Annotated in this window: 14 protein-coding genes; 9 read left to right on the top strand and 5 right to left on the bottom strand. The window is 64.0% G+C overall.

Annotated elements, in window-relative coordinates:
• Window positions 1-34: 34 nt before the first annotated feature.
• Window positions 35-949: a DUF808 domain-containing protein gene (locus tag ACMGGG_RS06385; protein ID WP_414155069.1), complete on the bottom strand. Its 915-nt coding sequence runs from the start codon at window positions 947-949 to the stop codon at window positions 35-37.
• Window positions 950-1,222: 273 nt separating this feature from the next.
• Here ACMGGG_RS06385 and ACMGGG_RS06380 point away from each other — a divergent pair, with 273 nt between their 5' ends.
• On the top strand, window positions 1,223-1,834 hold the full coding sequence (locus tag ACMGGG_RS06380) for a TetR/AcrR family transcriptional regulator (protein ID WP_054893651.1): 612 nt from the start codon (window positions 1,223-1,225) through the stop codon (window positions 1,832-1,834).
• Between the two features lie 66 nt (window positions 1,835-1,900).
• Here ACMGGG_RS06380 and ACMGGG_RS06375 read toward each other — a convergent pair whose 3' ends face one another.
• Complete coding sequence (locus ACMGGG_RS06375; protein WP_054893650.1) at window positions 1,901-2,341, bottom strand: GlcG/HbpS family heme-binding protein; 441 nt, start codon at window positions 2,339-2,341, stop codon at window positions 1,901-1,903.
• A gap of 257 nt (window positions 2,342-2,598) precedes the next feature.
• Here ACMGGG_RS06375 and gcl point away from each other — a divergent pair, with 257 nt between their 5' ends.
• The 8 genes from gcl to ACMGGG_RS06335 all read left to right on the top strand — a co-directional run bounded on the left by gcl (window position 2,599) and on the right by ACMGGG_RS06335 (window position 12,270).
• The gene (gcl, locus tag ACMGGG_RS06370; RefSeq protein WP_054893649.1) at window positions 2,599-4,374 is read left to right on the top strand and encodes a glyoxylate carboligase; all 1,776 of its coding nucleotides are present in this window, start codon (window positions 2,599-2,601) and stop codon (window positions 4,372-4,374) included.
• Window positions 4,375-4,428: 54 nt separating this feature from the next.
• Window positions 4,429-5,211: a hydroxypyruvate isomerase gene (gene hyi / locus ACMGGG_RS06365; RefSeq protein WP_063543965.1), complete on the top strand. Its 783-nt coding sequence runs from the start codon at window positions 4,429-4,431 to the stop codon at window positions 5,209-5,211.
• A 154-nt stretch (window positions 5,212-5,365) separates the two neighbouring features.
• Entirely contained in the window at window positions 5,366-6,259 is an 894-nt protein-coding gene (locus ACMGGG_RS06360; RefSeq protein WP_063543963.1) for a 2-hydroxy-3-oxopropionate reductase, read from the top strand.
• A 241-nt stretch (window positions 6,260-6,500) separates the two neighbouring features.
• A complete protein-coding gene (locus ACMGGG_RS06355; protein ID WP_197892479.1) occupies window positions 6,501-7,775 on the top strand; it encodes a glycerate kinase in 1,275 nt (424 codons plus the stop codon).
• Complete coding sequence (gene pyk / locus ACMGGG_RS06350; protein WP_054893645.1) at window positions 7,772-9,187, top strand: pyruvate kinase; 1,416 nt, start codon at window positions 7,772-7,774, stop codon at window positions 9,185-9,187. The genes ACMGGG_RS06355 and pyk overlap by 4 nt, the downstream gene beginning before the upstream one ends.
• A gap of 231 nt (window positions 9,188-9,418) precedes the next feature.
• Window positions 9,419-10,294 carry an urea transporter gene (locus tag ACMGGG_RS06345; protein WP_112897790.1) on the top strand — a complete coding sequence of 292 codons (876 nt, stop codon included), beginning with the start codon at window positions 9,419-9,421 and terminating at the stop codon, window positions 10,292-10,294.
• Window positions 10,295-10,341: 47 nt separating this feature from the next.
• On the top strand, window positions 10,342-11,178 hold the full coding sequence (locus ACMGGG_RS06340; RefSeq protein ID WP_414155068.1) for an ion transporter: 837 nt from the start codon (window positions 10,342-10,344) through the stop codon (window positions 11,176-11,178).
• Between the two features lie 93 nt (window positions 11,179-11,271).
• Entirely contained in the window at window positions 11,272-12,270 is a 999-nt protein-coding gene (locus tag ACMGGG_RS06335) for a sulfate ABC transporter substrate-binding protein (RefSeq protein ID WP_414155067.1), read from the top strand.
• Between the two features lie 29 nt (window positions 12,271-12,299).
• Here the strand turns inward: ACMGGG_RS06335 and recR are convergent, their stop codons facing one another.
• The 3 genes from recR to dnaX all read right to left on the bottom strand — a co-directional run bounded on the left by recR (window position 12,300) and on the right by dnaX (window position 15,435).
• Window positions 12,300-12,902, bottom strand: coding sequence for a recombination mediator RecR (recR, locus tag ACMGGG_RS06330; RefSeq protein ID WP_063543953.1), 603 nt, complete (start codon window positions 12,900-12,902; stop codon window positions 12,300-12,302).
• An 83-nt stretch (window positions 12,903-12,985) separates the two neighbouring features.
• A complete protein-coding gene (locus ACMGGG_RS06325; RefSeq protein ID WP_054893640.1) occupies window positions 12,986-13,321 on the bottom strand; it encodes a YbaB/EbfC family nucleoid-associated protein in 336 nt (111 codons plus the stop codon).
• A gap of 62 nt (window positions 13,322-13,383) precedes the next feature.
• Window positions 13,384-15,435, bottom strand: a complete 2,052-nt coding sequence (dnaX, locus tag ACMGGG_RS06320) for a DNA polymerase III subunit gamma/tau (protein WP_414155066.1) — start codon at window positions 15,433-15,435, stop codon at window positions 13,384-13,386.
• Between the last annotated feature and the right edge of the window lie 116 nt (window positions 15,436-15,551).

The following is a 15,551-nucleotide window of genomic DNA, read 5'->3' as shown; positions in this document are numbered from 1 at the left end:
CGCGGGTAAAACCGCGAAGCAGACCCACCGATGATCACGCTGCTGGCCGCAGCATCCGCCACAACTTGCCAGCCACACTTACCACCGCCAGCACCACCGCCCCGGCTACCACTCCCAGCACGCCGTTGATCAACGCCCCGGTCAGCGCTCCGCCACGGCCGTCGGCAAAAGCCTCGATGGCATGGTGCAGCGGCGCGATGCCATGCACGAGAATGCCGCCACCGACCAGGAACATGGCCGCGGTGCCGATCACCGACAGACTCTTCATCATGTAGGGGGCCGCACGCAGGATGCCATTACCGACCGCTTGTGCCAGGCCCGAGCCCTTGCGGGTCAGCCACAGCCCCAGGTCATCGAGCTTGACGATTCCGGCCACCAGCCCGTACACACCCAATGTCATGACCACGGCAATGCCTGACAGCACGATGATCTGCTGGCTCAGCGGCGCATCGGCCACCGTACCGAGGGTGATGGCGATGATTTCGGCGGAGAGGATGAAGTCCGTGCGCACTGCGCCCTTGATCTTGTTCTTCTCGAAGGCGACCAAGTCGACATTGGCATCGGCCACGGCCTCCTTGCGTGCCGTGTGCTGCGCCTGCTCCTCCTCCTTGCTGTGCAGGAACTTGTGCGCCAGCTTCTCGAAGCCCTCGAAGCACAGGTAGGCACCCCCAAGCATCAGCAACGGCGTGACCGCCCAGGGGATGAATGCACTGATTAACAGGGCAGCCGGCACCAGGATCGCCTTGTTCAGCAGCGAGCCCTTGGCCACCGCCCAGACCACCGGGATCTCCCGCTCGGCCCGTACCCCGGTCACCTGCTGGGCGTTGAGCGCCAGGTCATCGCCCAGCACGCCTGCGGTCTTCTTCGCCGCGACCTTGGTCATCAGCGAAACATCGTCCAGCACCGTGGCGATGTCGTCGATCAACACCAGTAAGCTGCTTCCTGCCATGTCGTTGTGTTTCCAATGATTGCAAAGGTCCGATTCTAGCCCAATGCCGTCGCCTTGAGCCGCTCTCCGGGCCGGTGCTACCATGCCCGACGCTCTCAGGGTCTGTATGAAAAGCCTTGAGACGAAGGTCAGGCAAGGCGAAAACAGCCGAGGAAGCGGAGTTTACGAATTGTAAATGAGCATTCCGAGGCTGTTTTCAACGCAGCATCACCGAGTATCAAGGCTTTTCGTACAGAGCCTAGAGGCGGCCAGTCACAGGAAGATTCATAGACCATGAGCACGATTCGCGAGCGCAACAAGGAACTGATCCTGCGCGCGGCCAGCGAGGAATTCGCCGACAAAGGCTTCGCCGCCACCAAGACCAGCGATATCGCTGCCAAGGCCGGGCTCCCCAAGCCGAACGTCTACTACTACTTCAAGTCGAAAGAGAACCTCTACCGCGAGGTGCTCGAGAGCATCATCGCGCCGATCATGCAGGCGTCCACGCCGTTCAACGCCGATGGCGATCCCAAAGAAGTGCTCAGCGGCTACATCCGCTCGAAGATCCGCATCTCCCGCGACCTGCCGCATGCCTCCAAGGTGTTCGCCAGCGAGATCATGCACGGCGCCCCGCACCTCTCGCCAGGGCAGGTCGAGCAGCTCAACGAGCAGGCGCGACACAACATCGAGTGCATCCAGCGCTGGATCGAACGCGGCCAGATCGCCCCGGTCGATCCACATCACCTGATGTTCAGCATCTGGGCGGCGACGCAAACCTACGCCGACTTCGATTGGCAGATTGCCGTGGTGACCGGCAAGGCCAAGCTCGCCGACAGCGATTACGACGCCGCCGCCGAAACCATCATCCGCCTGGTGCTCAAGGGGTGTGAGCCCGAGGCGGCCTGACGGTCGGCGTACACCGCTCCCATCCTTGGCCGACGGGCCCTGGCGGGAGCGCAGGCCAACGCGGTATCAGACAGCTACCCCAGCATCAGCCGTAAGCCCGAGCGCCTCGATGGCAGTGATTGCGCACTGCTCGTCGATGTCCGACGTGTCCCCGCTGATCCCCACCGCACCCAGCACTTTCCCCGCCTGATCACGGATCAGCACCCCACCTGGCGCGGGTACCACCGACCGCTCGCCCAAGCCGTTCAACGCCGCGAAAAACGCCGGTCGCTGCTGTGCATCCAGCGCCAGCAGGCGTGACCCCTTGCCCAGGGCCACAGCCCCCCAGGCTTTGCCCATGGCCACCTGCGGACGTAACAGACTGGCACCGTCCTCGCGTTGCAAGGCCAGCAGATGGCCGCCGGCATCCAGCACCGCCACGGTCAGCGGTGCGGCGTCGATCTTGCGCCCGGCAGCAAGGGCAGCAGCGACCAAGGTGTTGGCGACGTTGAGCGTCATTGCGTTCATGGAAAGGTCCTCTTCTTGTTGTGAGAAGCCCTGAGGGGCAGTTGAAAACCGATAAGCAAATAGAACACAACAGAAAGATTTTTTGTATACAATATTTTTGAACGATCGTACTCCATCAGATAGAACGCCTTTTCTGTGGGGTTTCCAGCGAAAGCCAATCGACCCGATGAAAATGCATTGACCTGAAGCTCAGAGCGTGAATACACTTTGGCGCAAAGCAAGTTGTATACAATTACAAAATCGATGAGGCACAAATCATGAGCAAAATGAGAGCAATCGATGCAGCCGTTCTGGTCATGCGCCGTGAAGGCGTAGAGACGGCATTCGGCATTCCCGGGGCTGCCATCAACCCGCTGTACTCGGCCCTGAAGAAAGTCGGCGGCATCGATCACGTCCTCGCTCGCCACGTCGAAGGTGCCTCGCACATGGCCGAGGGCTACACCCGCGCCAACCCAGGCAATATCGGTGTGTGCATCGGCACCTCCGGCCCAGCCGGCACCGACATGGTCACCGGCCTGTACAGCGCCTCGGCCGACTCCATCCCGATCCTGTGCATCACCGGCCAGGCCCCCCGCGCCCGCCTGCACAAGGAAGACTTCCAGGCCGTCGACATCACCAACATCGTCAAGCCGGTGACCAAGTGGGCCACCACCGTGCTGGAGCCGGGCCAGGTGCCCTACGCCTTCCAGAAAGCCTTCTATGAGATGCGTACCGGCCGCCCAGGCCCGGTGCTGATCGACCTGCCATTCGACGTGCAAATGGCCGAAATCGAATTCGACATCGACGCCTACGCGCCACTGCCGGTACACAAGCCTTCGGCCACGCGAATCCAGGCCGAGAAAGCCCTGGCCCTGCTCAATGACGCCGAACGTCCGCTGCTGGTCGCAGGTGGCGGCATTATCAATGCCGACGCCAGCGACAAGCTGGTCGAGTTCGCCGAACTGACCGGCGTGCCAGTGATCCCGACCCTGATGGGCTGGGGCACCATCCCTGACGACCACGAACTGATGGTCGGCATGGTCGGCCTGCAGACCTCGCACCGCTATGGCAACGCTACGCTGCTCAAGTCCGACCTGGTGTTCGGCATCGGCAACCGCTGGGCCAACCGCCACACCGGCTCCGTCGATGTCTACACCGAAGGCCGCAAGTTCGTGCATGTCGACATCGAACCGACCCAGATCGGCCGTGTGTTCACCCCTGACCTGGGCATCGTCTCCGACGCCGGCGCTGCGCTGGACGCCTTCCTGGAAGTGGCCCGCGAGTGGAAAGCGGCCGGCAAGCTCAAGTGCCGCAAGGCCTGGCTGGAAGATTGCCAGCAGCGCAAGTCGAGCCTGCAGCGCAAGACTCACTTCGACAACGTGCCGGTCAAGCCGCAGCGCGTATACGAAGAAATGAACCAGGTATTCGGCAAGGACACCTGCTACGTCAGCACCATCGGCCTGTCGCAGATTGCCGGCGCGCAGTTCCTGCACGTGTACAAGCCGCGCCACTGGATCAACTGCGGCCAGGCCGGCCCGCTGGGCTGGACCATCCCCGCGGCCCTCGGCGTGGTCAAGGCCGACCCGAAACGCAAGGTGGTGGCGCTGTCGGGTGACTACGACTTCCAGTTCATGATCGAGGAGCTGGCGGTCGGTGCGCAGTTCAACCTGCCCTACGTCCATGTGCTGGTGAACAACGCCTACCTCGGCCTGATCCGCCAGGCCCAGCGTGGCTTCGACATGGATTACTGTGTACAACTGGCGTTCGAGAACATCAACTCCAGCGAAGCCGGCAGCTACGGCGTGGATCACGTCGCCGTGGTCGAGGGCCTGGGCTGCAAGGCGCTGCGCGTGTTCGAGCCGGGCGAGATCGCCCCTGCCCTGCTCAAGGCGCAGAAAATGGCCGAAGAGTTCCGCGTGCCGGTGGTGGTCGAGGTGATTCTCGAGCGCGTCACCAACATTTCCATGGGTACCGAGATCAACGCGGTCAACGAGTTCGAAGACCTCGCGCTGGTCGGCAACGACGCGCCGACTGCCATCTCGCTGCTCGACTGATTGCCGACGCCCCCGCGCAGGCTGCCGGGGGCTTTCATCTGCAAGGAGACAACCATGCCTCGCTTCGCTGCCAACCTGTCCATGCTGTTCACCGAACAGGACTTCCTCGCCCGCTTCAAAGCCGCTGCCGACGCGGGCTTCAGCGGTGTCGAATACCTCTTCCCGTACGACTTCAGCGCCAGCGAGATCAAGCAGCAGCTCGACGCCCACGGCCTGACCCAGGTGCTGTTCAATCTGCCTGCAGGCGACTGGGCCAAAGGTGAACGCGGCATCACCTGCCACCCTGATCGCATCGAAGAGTTCCGCGCCGGCGTCGACAAGGCCATCGAATACGCCAAGGTGCTGGGCAACAAGCAGGTCAACGCCCTGGCCGGTATCCGCCCACAAGGCCTGCAGTGCGCCGAGGTGCGCAAGACCTTCGTCGACAACCTCAAGTACGCCGCCGACAAGCTCGAAGCCGCCGGGATCCGCCTGGTCATGGAGATGATCAACACCCGCGACATCCCAGGCTTCTACCTGAACACCACCGCCCAGGCCCTGGAGATCCAGGCCGAGGTGGGCAGCGCCAACCTGTTCCTGCAGTACGACATCTACCACATGCAGATCATGGAGGGTGACCTGGCGCGGACCCTGGAAACCCACCTCAAGCAGATCAACCACATCCAGCTCGCCGACAACCCCGGCCGTCACGAGCCGGGCACTGGCGAGATCAACTACCGCTTCCTGTTCGAGCACCTGGACCGCATCGGTTACCAGGGCTGGGTGGGTGCGGAGTACAAGCCCAAGACCACTACCGAGGCCGGGCTCGCCTGGCTGAAAACCCATAACGCGATCTAACGAACACAGTCGCTCCCTGTAGGAGCGGGCTTGTCCCGCGATGGCGCCCGCAAGGACACCTCCGTCGCCTGACCTGCCGCATTCGCGGGCAAGCCCGCTCCCACAAGGCGCTCAGTTCGCTTGAGATATCACAAATACAAAGAGGCACATTCTCATGGCTAAAATCGGTTTCATCGGCACCGGCATCATGGGCAAGCCCATGGCCCAGAACCTGCAGAAAGCAGGTCACAGCCTGTTCGTCTCCACCCACCACGACGCCGCTCCTGCCGACCTGGTCGCCGCAGGTGCCGTGGCCCTGGCCAACCCTAAAGAGGTGGCGCAGGAAGCCGAATTCATCATCGTGATGGTGCCCGACACCCCGCAGGTCGAGAGCGTGCTGTTCGGTGAAAATGGCGTCGGTGAAGGCGTCGGCCCGAACAAGGTGGTGATCGACATGAGCTCGATCTCCCCCACCGCGACCAAGGCCTTCGCCGAGAAAATCAAGGCAACTGGCGCCACCTACCTGGACGCCCCGGTATCCGGCGGTGAAGTCGGCGCCAAGGCCGCAACCCTGAGCATCATGGTCGGCGGCTGCCCGAAAGCCTTCGAGCGCGCCCTGCCGCTGTTCGAAGCCATGGGCAAGAACATCACGCGCGTCGGTGGCAATGGCGATGGCCAGACCGCCAAGGTGGCCAACCAGATCATCGTCGCCCTGAACATCCAGGCCGTCAGCGAAGCGCTGCTGTTCGCCGCCAAGAACGGCGCCGACCCGGCCAAGGTGCGCGAAGCGCTGATGGGCGGTTTCGCCTCCTCGAAGATCCTCGAAGTCCATGCCGAGCGCATGATCAAGGGCACCTTCGACCCGGGCTTCCGTATCAGCCTGCACCAGAAAGACCTCAACCTGGCCCTGCAGGGTGCCAAGGAGCTGGGCATCAACCTGCCCAACACCTCCAATGCCCAGCAGGTGTTCAACACCTGCGCAGCACTGGGTGGCAGCAACTGGGACCACTCGGCACTGATCAAGGGGCTGGAACACATGGCCAACTTCTCGATTCGTGACGACCAGTAATTTGTAAGCCTTACCGGCCGCTTCGCGGGCAAGCCCGCTCCTACGAGGGATCCACAGTCCCCGAGGACTGCGTTGACCCTGTAGGAGCGGGCTTGCCCGCGAAGCAGCCAACACCGCTGAACCTGCGACCACAGGCTCAGGGGTGACACCGAGCAACACCCGCCCCTGGTTCGGCCTGCACGGAGGCAGTTCCAGGGGCGTTTTCGATTCTGCAGAACAACAAGAATTTTGGGAGCCTGCCATGTCGGTCGATCCACAGAAACTCCTGCGCGAGCTGTTCGACACAGCCATCGCCGCCGCCCATCCCCGTCAGGTCCTCGAACCTCACCTGCCCGCCGATCGCAGCGGCCGGGTCATCGTCATCGGCGCTGGCAAGGCCGCCGCCGCCATGGCCGAAGTGGTCGAGAAGAGCTGGCAGGGCGAAGTCTCGGGCCTGGTCGTGACCCGCTACGGCCATGGCGCCAATTGCCAGAAGATCGAGGTGGTCGAAGCCGCCCACCCGGTCCCCGACGCCGCCGGCCTTGCGGTCGCCAAGCGCGTGCTGCAACTGGTCAGCAACCTCGATGAAGACGACCGCGTCATCTTCCTGCTCTCCGGCGGCGGCTCGGCCCTGCTGGCACTGCCCGCCGAGGGCCTCACGCTGGCCGACAAGCAGCAGATCAACAAGGCGCTGCTCAAGTCCGGCGCCACCATCGGCGAGATGAACTGCGTGCGCAAGCACCTCTCGGCGATCAAGGGCGGACGCCTGGCCAAGGCCTGCTGGCCCGCCACCGTCTATACCTACGCCATTTCCGATGTGCCGGGCGATCTGGCTACCGTCATCGCCTCCGGCCCCACCGTGGCCGACCCGAGCACCTCGGCCGATGCCCTGGCGATCCTCAAGCGCTACGACATCGAGGCGCCCAAGGCGGTCATCGACTGGCTGAACAACCCGGCATCGGAAACCGTCAAGGCCGATGACCCGGCCCTGGCGCGCAGCCACTTCACACTGATCGCCAAACCCCAGCAATCGCTCGAGGCTGCCGCGGTGAAAGCCCGCCAGGCCGGTTTCAGCCCACTGATCCTGGGGGATCTGGAAGGTGAATCGCGCGAAGTGGCCAAGGTGCACGCCGGCATCACCCGGCAGATCGTCCTGCATGGCCAGCCGCTGAAGGCCCCTTGCGTGATCCTGTCCGGCGGCGAGACCACCGTCACCGTGCGCGGCAATGGCCGTGGCGGGCGCAACGCCGAGTTCCTGCTCAGCCTCACCGAAAGCCTCAAGGGTCTGCACGGCGTATACGCACTGGCCGGCGACACCGACGGCATCGACGGCTCCGAAGAAAACGCCGGTGCCCTGATGACCCCGGACAGCTTCAGCCGCGCACAGGCCCTGGGCCTGTCGGCCAGTGACGAGCTGGACAACAACAACGGCTATGGCTACTTCGCCGCGCTCGATGCGTTGATCGTCACCGAGCCAACCCGCACCAACGTCAACGACTTCCGCGCCATCCTGATCCTCGAGACCTCGCAATCATGACGCCCGATAAAAAAGTGAAAATCCTCGCCACCCTGGGGCCGGCGATCAACGGCATCGATGACATCCGCCAGCTGGTCGAAGCCGGAGTGAATATCTTCCGCCTCAACTTCAGCCACGGCGAACACGCCGACCACGCCCTGCGCTACCAGTGGATCCGCGAGGTCGAGCAGCAACTGAACTACCCGCTGGGCATCCTCATGGACCTGCAGGGGCCGAAACTGCGTGTCGGCCGTTTCGCCGAAGGCAAGGTGCAGTTGCAGCGTGGCCAGGCCCTGCGCCTGGACCTGGACAAGGCCCCCGGCGACAGCCGCCGGGTCAACCTGCCGCACCCGGAAATCATCGCCGCGCTGGAGCCCGGCATGGACCTGCTGCTCGATGATGGCAAGCTGCGCCTGCGGGTCACCGCCAAGCACGCCGACGCCATCGACACCGAAGTGCTGGCCGGCGGCGAGCTGTCCGACCGAAAGGGCGTCAACGTCCCTCAAGCTGTGCTGGACCTCTCCCCGCTCACCGAGAAAGACCGCCGCGACCTGGCCTTCGGCCTGGAACTGGGCGTGGACTGGGTGGCGCTGTCGTTCGTCCAGCGGCCAGAAGACATCGTCGAGGCGCGCCAGTTGATCGGCGAACGTGCCTACCTGATGGCCAAGATCGAGAAGCCCTCGGCCGTCGAGCAACTGCAGGCCATCGCCGAGCTGTCCGATGCGATCATGGTCGCCCGTGGCGACCTGGGCGTGGAAGTGCCAGCTGAAAGCGTGCCGCAGATCCAGAAGCGCATCATCAGTACCTGCCGCCAACTGGGCAAGCCGGTGGTGGTGGCGACGCAGATGCTCGAGTCGATGCGCTTCTCGCCTGCTCCGACCCGCGCCGAGGTCACCGACGTGGCCAATGCCGTGGCCGAAGGCGCCGACGCGGTGATGCTGTCGGCCGAGACCGCCTCCGGCGACTACCCACTGGAGGCGGTGCAGATGATGAGCAAGATCATCCGCCAGGTGGAAAACGGCCCGGACTACCAGGCCCAGCTCGACGTCGGCCGCCCCAAGGCCGAGGCCACGGTTTCGGATGCCATCAGCTGCGCGATTCGGCGCATCAGCGGCATCCTGCCGGTGGCAGTGCTGGTCAACTACAGCGAGTCAGGGGCCTCGACCTTGCGCGCCGCCCGCGAGCGGCCACGGGCCCCCATCCTCAACCTGACGCCGAACCTCAAGACCGCGCGCCGACTCAGCGTCACCTGGGGTGTGCATTCGGTGGTCAACGACCGCCTGCGCCAGGTCGATGAGATCTGCTCGACTGCGCTGGAGATCGCCCAGGCACAAGGCATGGCCAGCCGTGGCGACACCCTGCTGATCACCGCGGGGGTGCCGTTCGGCCAGCCGGGGAGCACCAATACCTTGCGGATCGAGACCTTGATCTGAAGACCGGCCCTGCAATTTTGTAGAAGCAACTGTCTTGTTCGAAATCTAAAGGCCAGCCCAATCCCTGTGGGAGCGGGCTTGTCCCGCGAACACGGGCGTAGCCCGTGCCAGGCAGCGCGGTGTCTTTTTCGCGGGCAAGCCCGCTCCTACAGAGCGCGCAGAGCCAATCCAATGGCGCACAACCGAGGCCCGAAGAGGCCCAGCGCCTTTCACTCACCTTGCCGACTGCCCATGTACACCAAGAATTTCATCAACCCGTGCCCCGACTGGGCCACGGCGCTGCTCAACGGCTTCAGCCAGGTGCTGCTGCTGCGCGATCCCCTGTGCGGCCTGTGCTGCCTGCTGGCCATCCTCCTCACCGCCCCGGACCTGGTCGGCGGCGCGCTGCTCGGCGCCCTCGCCGGCCTGCTCACGGCGCAGCGCCGCGGCTATGCCCGCGCTGATCGCCAGGCCGGCCTTTACAGCTACAACGGTGTGCTGATCGGCCTGCTGATCAGTGCGCTGGTGCCTTGGTCGGCGATCGTGCCTGCGCTGATCCTTGCTGCCGGCGGCCTGTCGAGCATCATCACCCACCAGTGGCGCAAGCGCGGCGGCCCTCTGCTGTTGGCCTACACCGCGCCTTTCGTGCTGCTGGGCTGGATCATGCTGCTGATCATCGAGCCCGGCGTCAGCGGCCAGGCCGAAGCCAGCCACGTGCACGGGGTACTGCGTGGGGTCGGCCAGGTGTTTCTGCTCGATGCACCGCTGGCGGGCCTGCTGATCGTCGCCGGCATGTTCTTCGCCCATCCTCGTGCTGCGTGCTGGGCCCTGATCGGCTCAGCCATCGGTGGCGGTGCGGCCTTGCTCGCTGACCAGGCAGCTGCGGCCTGGATGGGCTTGTATGGTTTCAACACCACACTGGCCGCCCTGGCCTTCAGCCGCCAGGGCGAACGCCCCTGGGTCCCGCTGCTGGCCATCGCCCTGGCCCTGCTGCTGCAGGCGCTGTCCAGTCTGTGGCCGCTGCCGGCGCTCACCGCGCCCTTCGTCCTCGCTTGCTGGTTGATGCATCTGGGCGGCCACCTCGTCCAGCAAGCCCGACAGCGCAGCGCGCAGCGCTTGCACGGCTGAGAGCCAGCCCCTAGGCTCTCACCGGCAACGTATAACGGAACGAGCCCATGGACACCCCTTCGAGCCTGCGCGAGCGGCTCTATGTGATCGTCTTCCAGACCGACACCGTCGCTGGAAGACGCTTCGACAAGATCCTTCTGCTGATCATCCTGGCCAGCCTGGTCACCGTCATCCTCGACAGCATCGACGATGTGCACCGCAATTATTCCGGCCTGCTGGCCGGCATCGAGTGGGCCTTCACGGCGATCTTCCTCGCCGAGTACCTCACCCGCCTGTACTGCTCGCCAAAGCCGCTGCGCTACGCGTTCAGCTTCTACGGCCTGGTCGACCTGCTGGCCATCGTGCCGGGGATCATCGCCCTGTACTACAGCGACGCCCAGTACCTGCTGATCATCCGGGTGATCCGCATGCTGCGGATCTTCCGCGTGCTCAAGCTCAGCCCCTACCTCAAGCAGGCGCACTATCTGCTCGAGGCGTTGCGCGGCAGCAAACAGAAGATCATCGTGTTCCTGGTCAGCGTTTCGACCCTGGTCACCGTGTTCGGCACGCTGATGTACGTGATCGAAGGGCCCGAGCACGGCTTTACCAGCATTCCCAAGGGCATCTACTGGGCCATCGTCACCCTGACCACGGTCGGCTTCGGCGACATCGTGCCCAAGACGCCGTTGGGCCAGGTACTGTCATCGCTGGTGATGATCATCGGCTACTCGATCATCGCCGTGCCCACCGGGATCTTCACTGCCGAGCTGGCCAACGCCATGCGCGGCGAACAGTTGCGCCACGATTGCCCGACCTGCACCAAGAAAACCCATGAGCCGACGGCAGCATTCTGTTCGCGCTGTGGCAATGCGCTGTTTCCCAAGGCAGCGACCAAGCAGGCATAAGCAAAGTCTGTTTTGATCTTTAATGGCTCAAGAACCAAAGGTTATAGTTACTGGCACATTGCCAAACTTTCACTCACAACAAGGAACGCCCCTGTGAAAAAACTCTTCAGCGCCTCGCTGCTCGCCGCAGGCCTGGCCCTCGGCAACCTGGCCCAGGCCGCGCCGACCCTGCTGAACGTCTCGTACGATGTGATGCGCGACTTCTACAAGGACTACAACCCGGCGTTCCAGAAGCATTGGGAAGAAGAGCACAAGGAAAAGGTCGTTGTGCAGATGTCCTTCGGCGGCTCGAGCAAGCAGGCGCGTGCCGTGATCGATGGCCTGCCGGCCGATGTCATCACCATGAACATGGCCACCGACATCAATGCCCTGGTCGACAACGGCAAGCTGGTGCCGGACAACTGGGTTACCCGCCTGCCGAACAACAGCGCGCCGTTCACCTCGGCCACCGTGTTCATCGTGCGCAAGGGCAACCCGAAGGCGCTGAAAGACTGGCCGGATCTGCTCAAGGATGGCGTGCAGGTGATCGTGCCCAACCCCAAGACCTCGGGTAACGGCCGCTACACCTACCTCTCGGCCTGGGGCTACGTACTCAAGCAAGGCGGCGACGAAGCCAAGGCCCGTGATTTCGTCGGCAAGCTGTTCAAGCAGGCACCGGTGCTCGACACTGGCGGTCGCGCTGCCACCACGACCTTCATGACCAACCAGATCGGCGACGTACTGGTCACCTTCGAGAACGAAGCCGAGATGATCGCCCGCGAGTTCGGTCGTGATCAGTTCGAGGTGGTCTATCCGAGCGTGTCGGCAGAAGCCGAGCCACCAGTGAGCGTGGTCGACAAGGTGGTCGACAAGAAACAGACCCGCGCCGTGGCCGAGGAATACCTCAAGTACCTGTGGTCGCCGGCGGCCCAGGAAATCGCCGCGCAAAACTACCTGCGCCCGCGTGATGCCACCGTCCTCGCCGAGTACACCGACCGCTTCCCGAAAGTCGACTTCCTCTCGGTGGAGAAGACCTTCGGTGACTGGCGCACCGTGCAGAAGACCCACTTCAACGACGGCGGCGTGTTCGATCAGATCTACACCAACAAGTAACTGGCTTGGGGCGCGCTGCGCCCCAACACTTACAGCGAGATAGGACGGCGCCCGGCAAAGGCATGCGCAAGCGTGCCACCGTCCACCAGCTCCAACTCCCCACCCAGCGGTACGCCATGGGCGATACGCGAGGCAGTCAGGCCCTTCTCGGCCAGCAACTGGGCGATGTAGTGCGCCGTCGCCTCGCCTTCCACCGTGGGGTTGGTCGCCAGGATCACCTCGCTGAAGGTGCCCTGCTCCTCGATCCGCGCCATCAGTTGTGGAATACCGATCGCCTCGGGGCCCAGGCCGTCGAGCGGCGACAGGTGCCCCTTGAGCACGAAGTAACGGCCACGGTAGCCGGTCTGCTCTACCGCATACACATCCATCGGCCCTTCCACCACGCACAGTTGCGTGTCGTCGCGGCGTGGATCGGCACACTGCGGGCACAGCTCCTGCTCGGTCAGGGTGCGGCACTGGCGGCAATGGCCAACACCTTCCATGGCCTGGCTCAGGGCCTGTGCCAGGCGCGCGCCTCCGCTGCGGTCGCGCTCGAGCAACTGCAGGGCCATGCGCTGGGCGGTTTTCTGGCCGACACCCGGGAGCACACGCAGGGCATCGATCAGTTGGCGAATCAGGGGGCTGAAGCTCATGTAGGCAGGCCTGTCAGTGGTACAGAATGAAGAAGGGAGCAGCGATCAGTCGATCGTGCTCCCCATGTGCTGCAAACCGTCGATCAGAACGGCATCTTGAAACCAGGCGGCAGCTGCATGCCGGCAGTCATGCTGCCCATCTTGTCCTGGCTGTTCTGCTCGACCTTGCGCACGGCGTCGTTGAGTGCCGCGGCGATCAAGTCCTCGAGCACTTCCTTGTCGTCCGGATCGGTCGACATCAGGCTGGCGTCGATGTTGACGCGCTTGACGTCATGACGACCGGTCATCACCACGCTGACCAGACCTGCACCGGACTGGCCGGTGACTTCTGCATTGGCCAGCTCTTCCTGCATCTTGGCCATTTTTTCCTGCATCTGCTGAGCCTGCTTCATCAGGCCGGCCATGCCACCTTTCATCATGGGAGAATCCTCGATTGGGTCATGTATGCGGCCGGCACGAGGCCGGGCGCAAGGGGTTCGCTTCACTGCCCCGGGGTTGCCAGGGCCGCGTCTACAGGTTCGATTGTATCGTGCCGCACCCGGGCGCCGAACTGCTTGATCATCTGCTGGATGAGCGGGTCCTGCTCGATCGACAGCTCCGCGTCATGCTGGCGCTCGGCGCGCTTGCGCGCGGCGGCCTGCGCGGGGGTTTCCTGCTCGGGGCGGATCAGCTCGATCTGCAGGCGTAGCGTACGCCCCAGATGCTGGTTGAGCGCCTCGTTGAGTCGACGTTGCTGGGTGCTGTTGAACAACGCACCCTGGCCTGGGTCCAGGTGCAGCAGCCAGTCATCGCCATCGGCGCTGATCAGCGTACAGTTCGCGGCGATGTTGCCTGTCATACCGGAGACAGGCAACTGTGGGAATAATTCCAGCCATTGCAGGGCCAGGCCCGTGGCCGGCTGCGCCGCAGGCAGAGGCTCGGGCGCCGCCGCAGGCGCGTCCTCCTGGATATGCTCGGCGAGCTCGTCCAGGTAGCTGAAACCTGTCGGATCGGCTTGCGGCACGTAGTAATCGTCATCCGCACCGTCGTCGTCGCGCTCCATGCCGACCGACGCATACGCCGACGGATCGAAGGGAGGTTCGTCGTAGTCCGGCTGATCGTCAGGCGGCTGCGCGACGACGGCCGGGAAGACCGGCGCCGAGGGCGCGACCGTTGGGGAAGGCTCTTCCCACGGCAGATCGACGACTGTCTCTGGCCCCGCAACGGCGTGCACGGGCTCGGGCTCGATCGAAGGCACCGCTTCCGGAGCCACGGCGGACGCAGCAGCTACCGGCTCGGCGGCGGGTGCTTGATCGACCACAGGTGCGGGCGGCGCAACAGGCTCAGGCGCAGCGGCAACCACGGAGGGCTCGGCCACCACGGTCGCAGCTGCCACCGGTCTGGCTGGATCAGCTGTGGCCTGGCTGATCCCCACCGACTTTAGCGCAGGTTTCGGCGCGTCATCGGTGTCGGCCGGGCGGAAGGCGAGCATGCGCAGCAGGACCATCTCGAAGCCGCCCCGCGGATCCGGCGCCAGCGGCAGGTCGCGCCGACCGATCAGGCCCATCTGGTAGTAGAACTGCACATCCTCGGCCGGCAACGCAGCCGCCAGCGCGAGCACCTTGTCGCGATCGCCCTGGCCGTTGTCCACCGCCTCCGGCAAGGCCTGGGCGATGGCGACCCGGTGCAGCACATTGAGCATCTCGGACAATACGCCATTCCAGTCAGGCCCCTGCTCGGCCAGGGCGCGCACCGCCTCGAGCAGCGCCCGGGCGTCACCTTCGAGCAAGGCCTGCAGCACACCGTACACCTGGCCATGATCGAGCGTGCCGAGCATCGCCCGCACATCGGCGGCCAGTACCTTGCCCTCGCCGAAGGCGATGGCCTGGTCGGTCAGGCTCATGGCATCGCGCATCGAGCCGTCGGCGGCGCGGCCCAGCAGCCACAGGGCATCTTCCTCGAATGGCACGTTTTCGGCGCCGAGCACGTGGGTAAGGTGCTCGACCACCCGCTCCGGGCTCATGTTCTTCAGCGAGAACTGCAGGCAGCGCGAAAGAATGGTTGCCGGCAACTTCTGCGGATCGGTGGTGGCGAGGATGAATTTGACGTAGGGTGGCGGCTCTTCCAGCGTCTTGAGCAAGGCGTTGAAGGAGTGGGTGGACAGCATGTGCACTTCGTCGATCAGGTAGACCTTGAAGCGTCCGCGGCTGGGCGCGTACTGCACGTTGTCGAGCAGTTCGCGGGTGTCTTCGACCTTGGTGCGGCTGGCGGCGTCGATCTCGATCAGGTCGACGAAGCGACCTTCATCGATTTCCCGGCATACCGAACAGGTGCCGCAAGGTGTGGAGGTGATACCGGTTTCGCAGTTCAGGCACTTGGCGATGATCCGCGCGATGGTGGTCTTGCCGACCCCTCGGGTGCCGGTGAACAGGTAGGCGTGATGCAGCCGCTGGTTGTCCAGGGCGTTGATCAATGCCTTGAGCACATGGGTCTGGCCTACCATCTCGCGGAACGAGCGCGGGCGCCATTTACGTGCAAGAACCTGATAACTCATCAAAAAACCATCGCAGCCTGATCGAGCGGAAGATCGCTAATGCTAGCGGAGCGGGGGCAAAATTGCACCCTGCCCGGCTCGTCTAGACTATGGGCGCTGCCGGTGAACATGGAAAG

The sequence above is a fragment of the Pseudomonas sp. BNK-44-b genome (genome assembly GCF_047456245.1).
GTDB lineage: Bacteria > Pseudomonadota > Gammaproteobacteria > Pseudomonadales > Pseudomonadaceae > Aquipseudomonas > Aquipseudomonas machongensis.
This window is presented reverse-complemented; position numbering and strand designations above follow the sequence as displayed.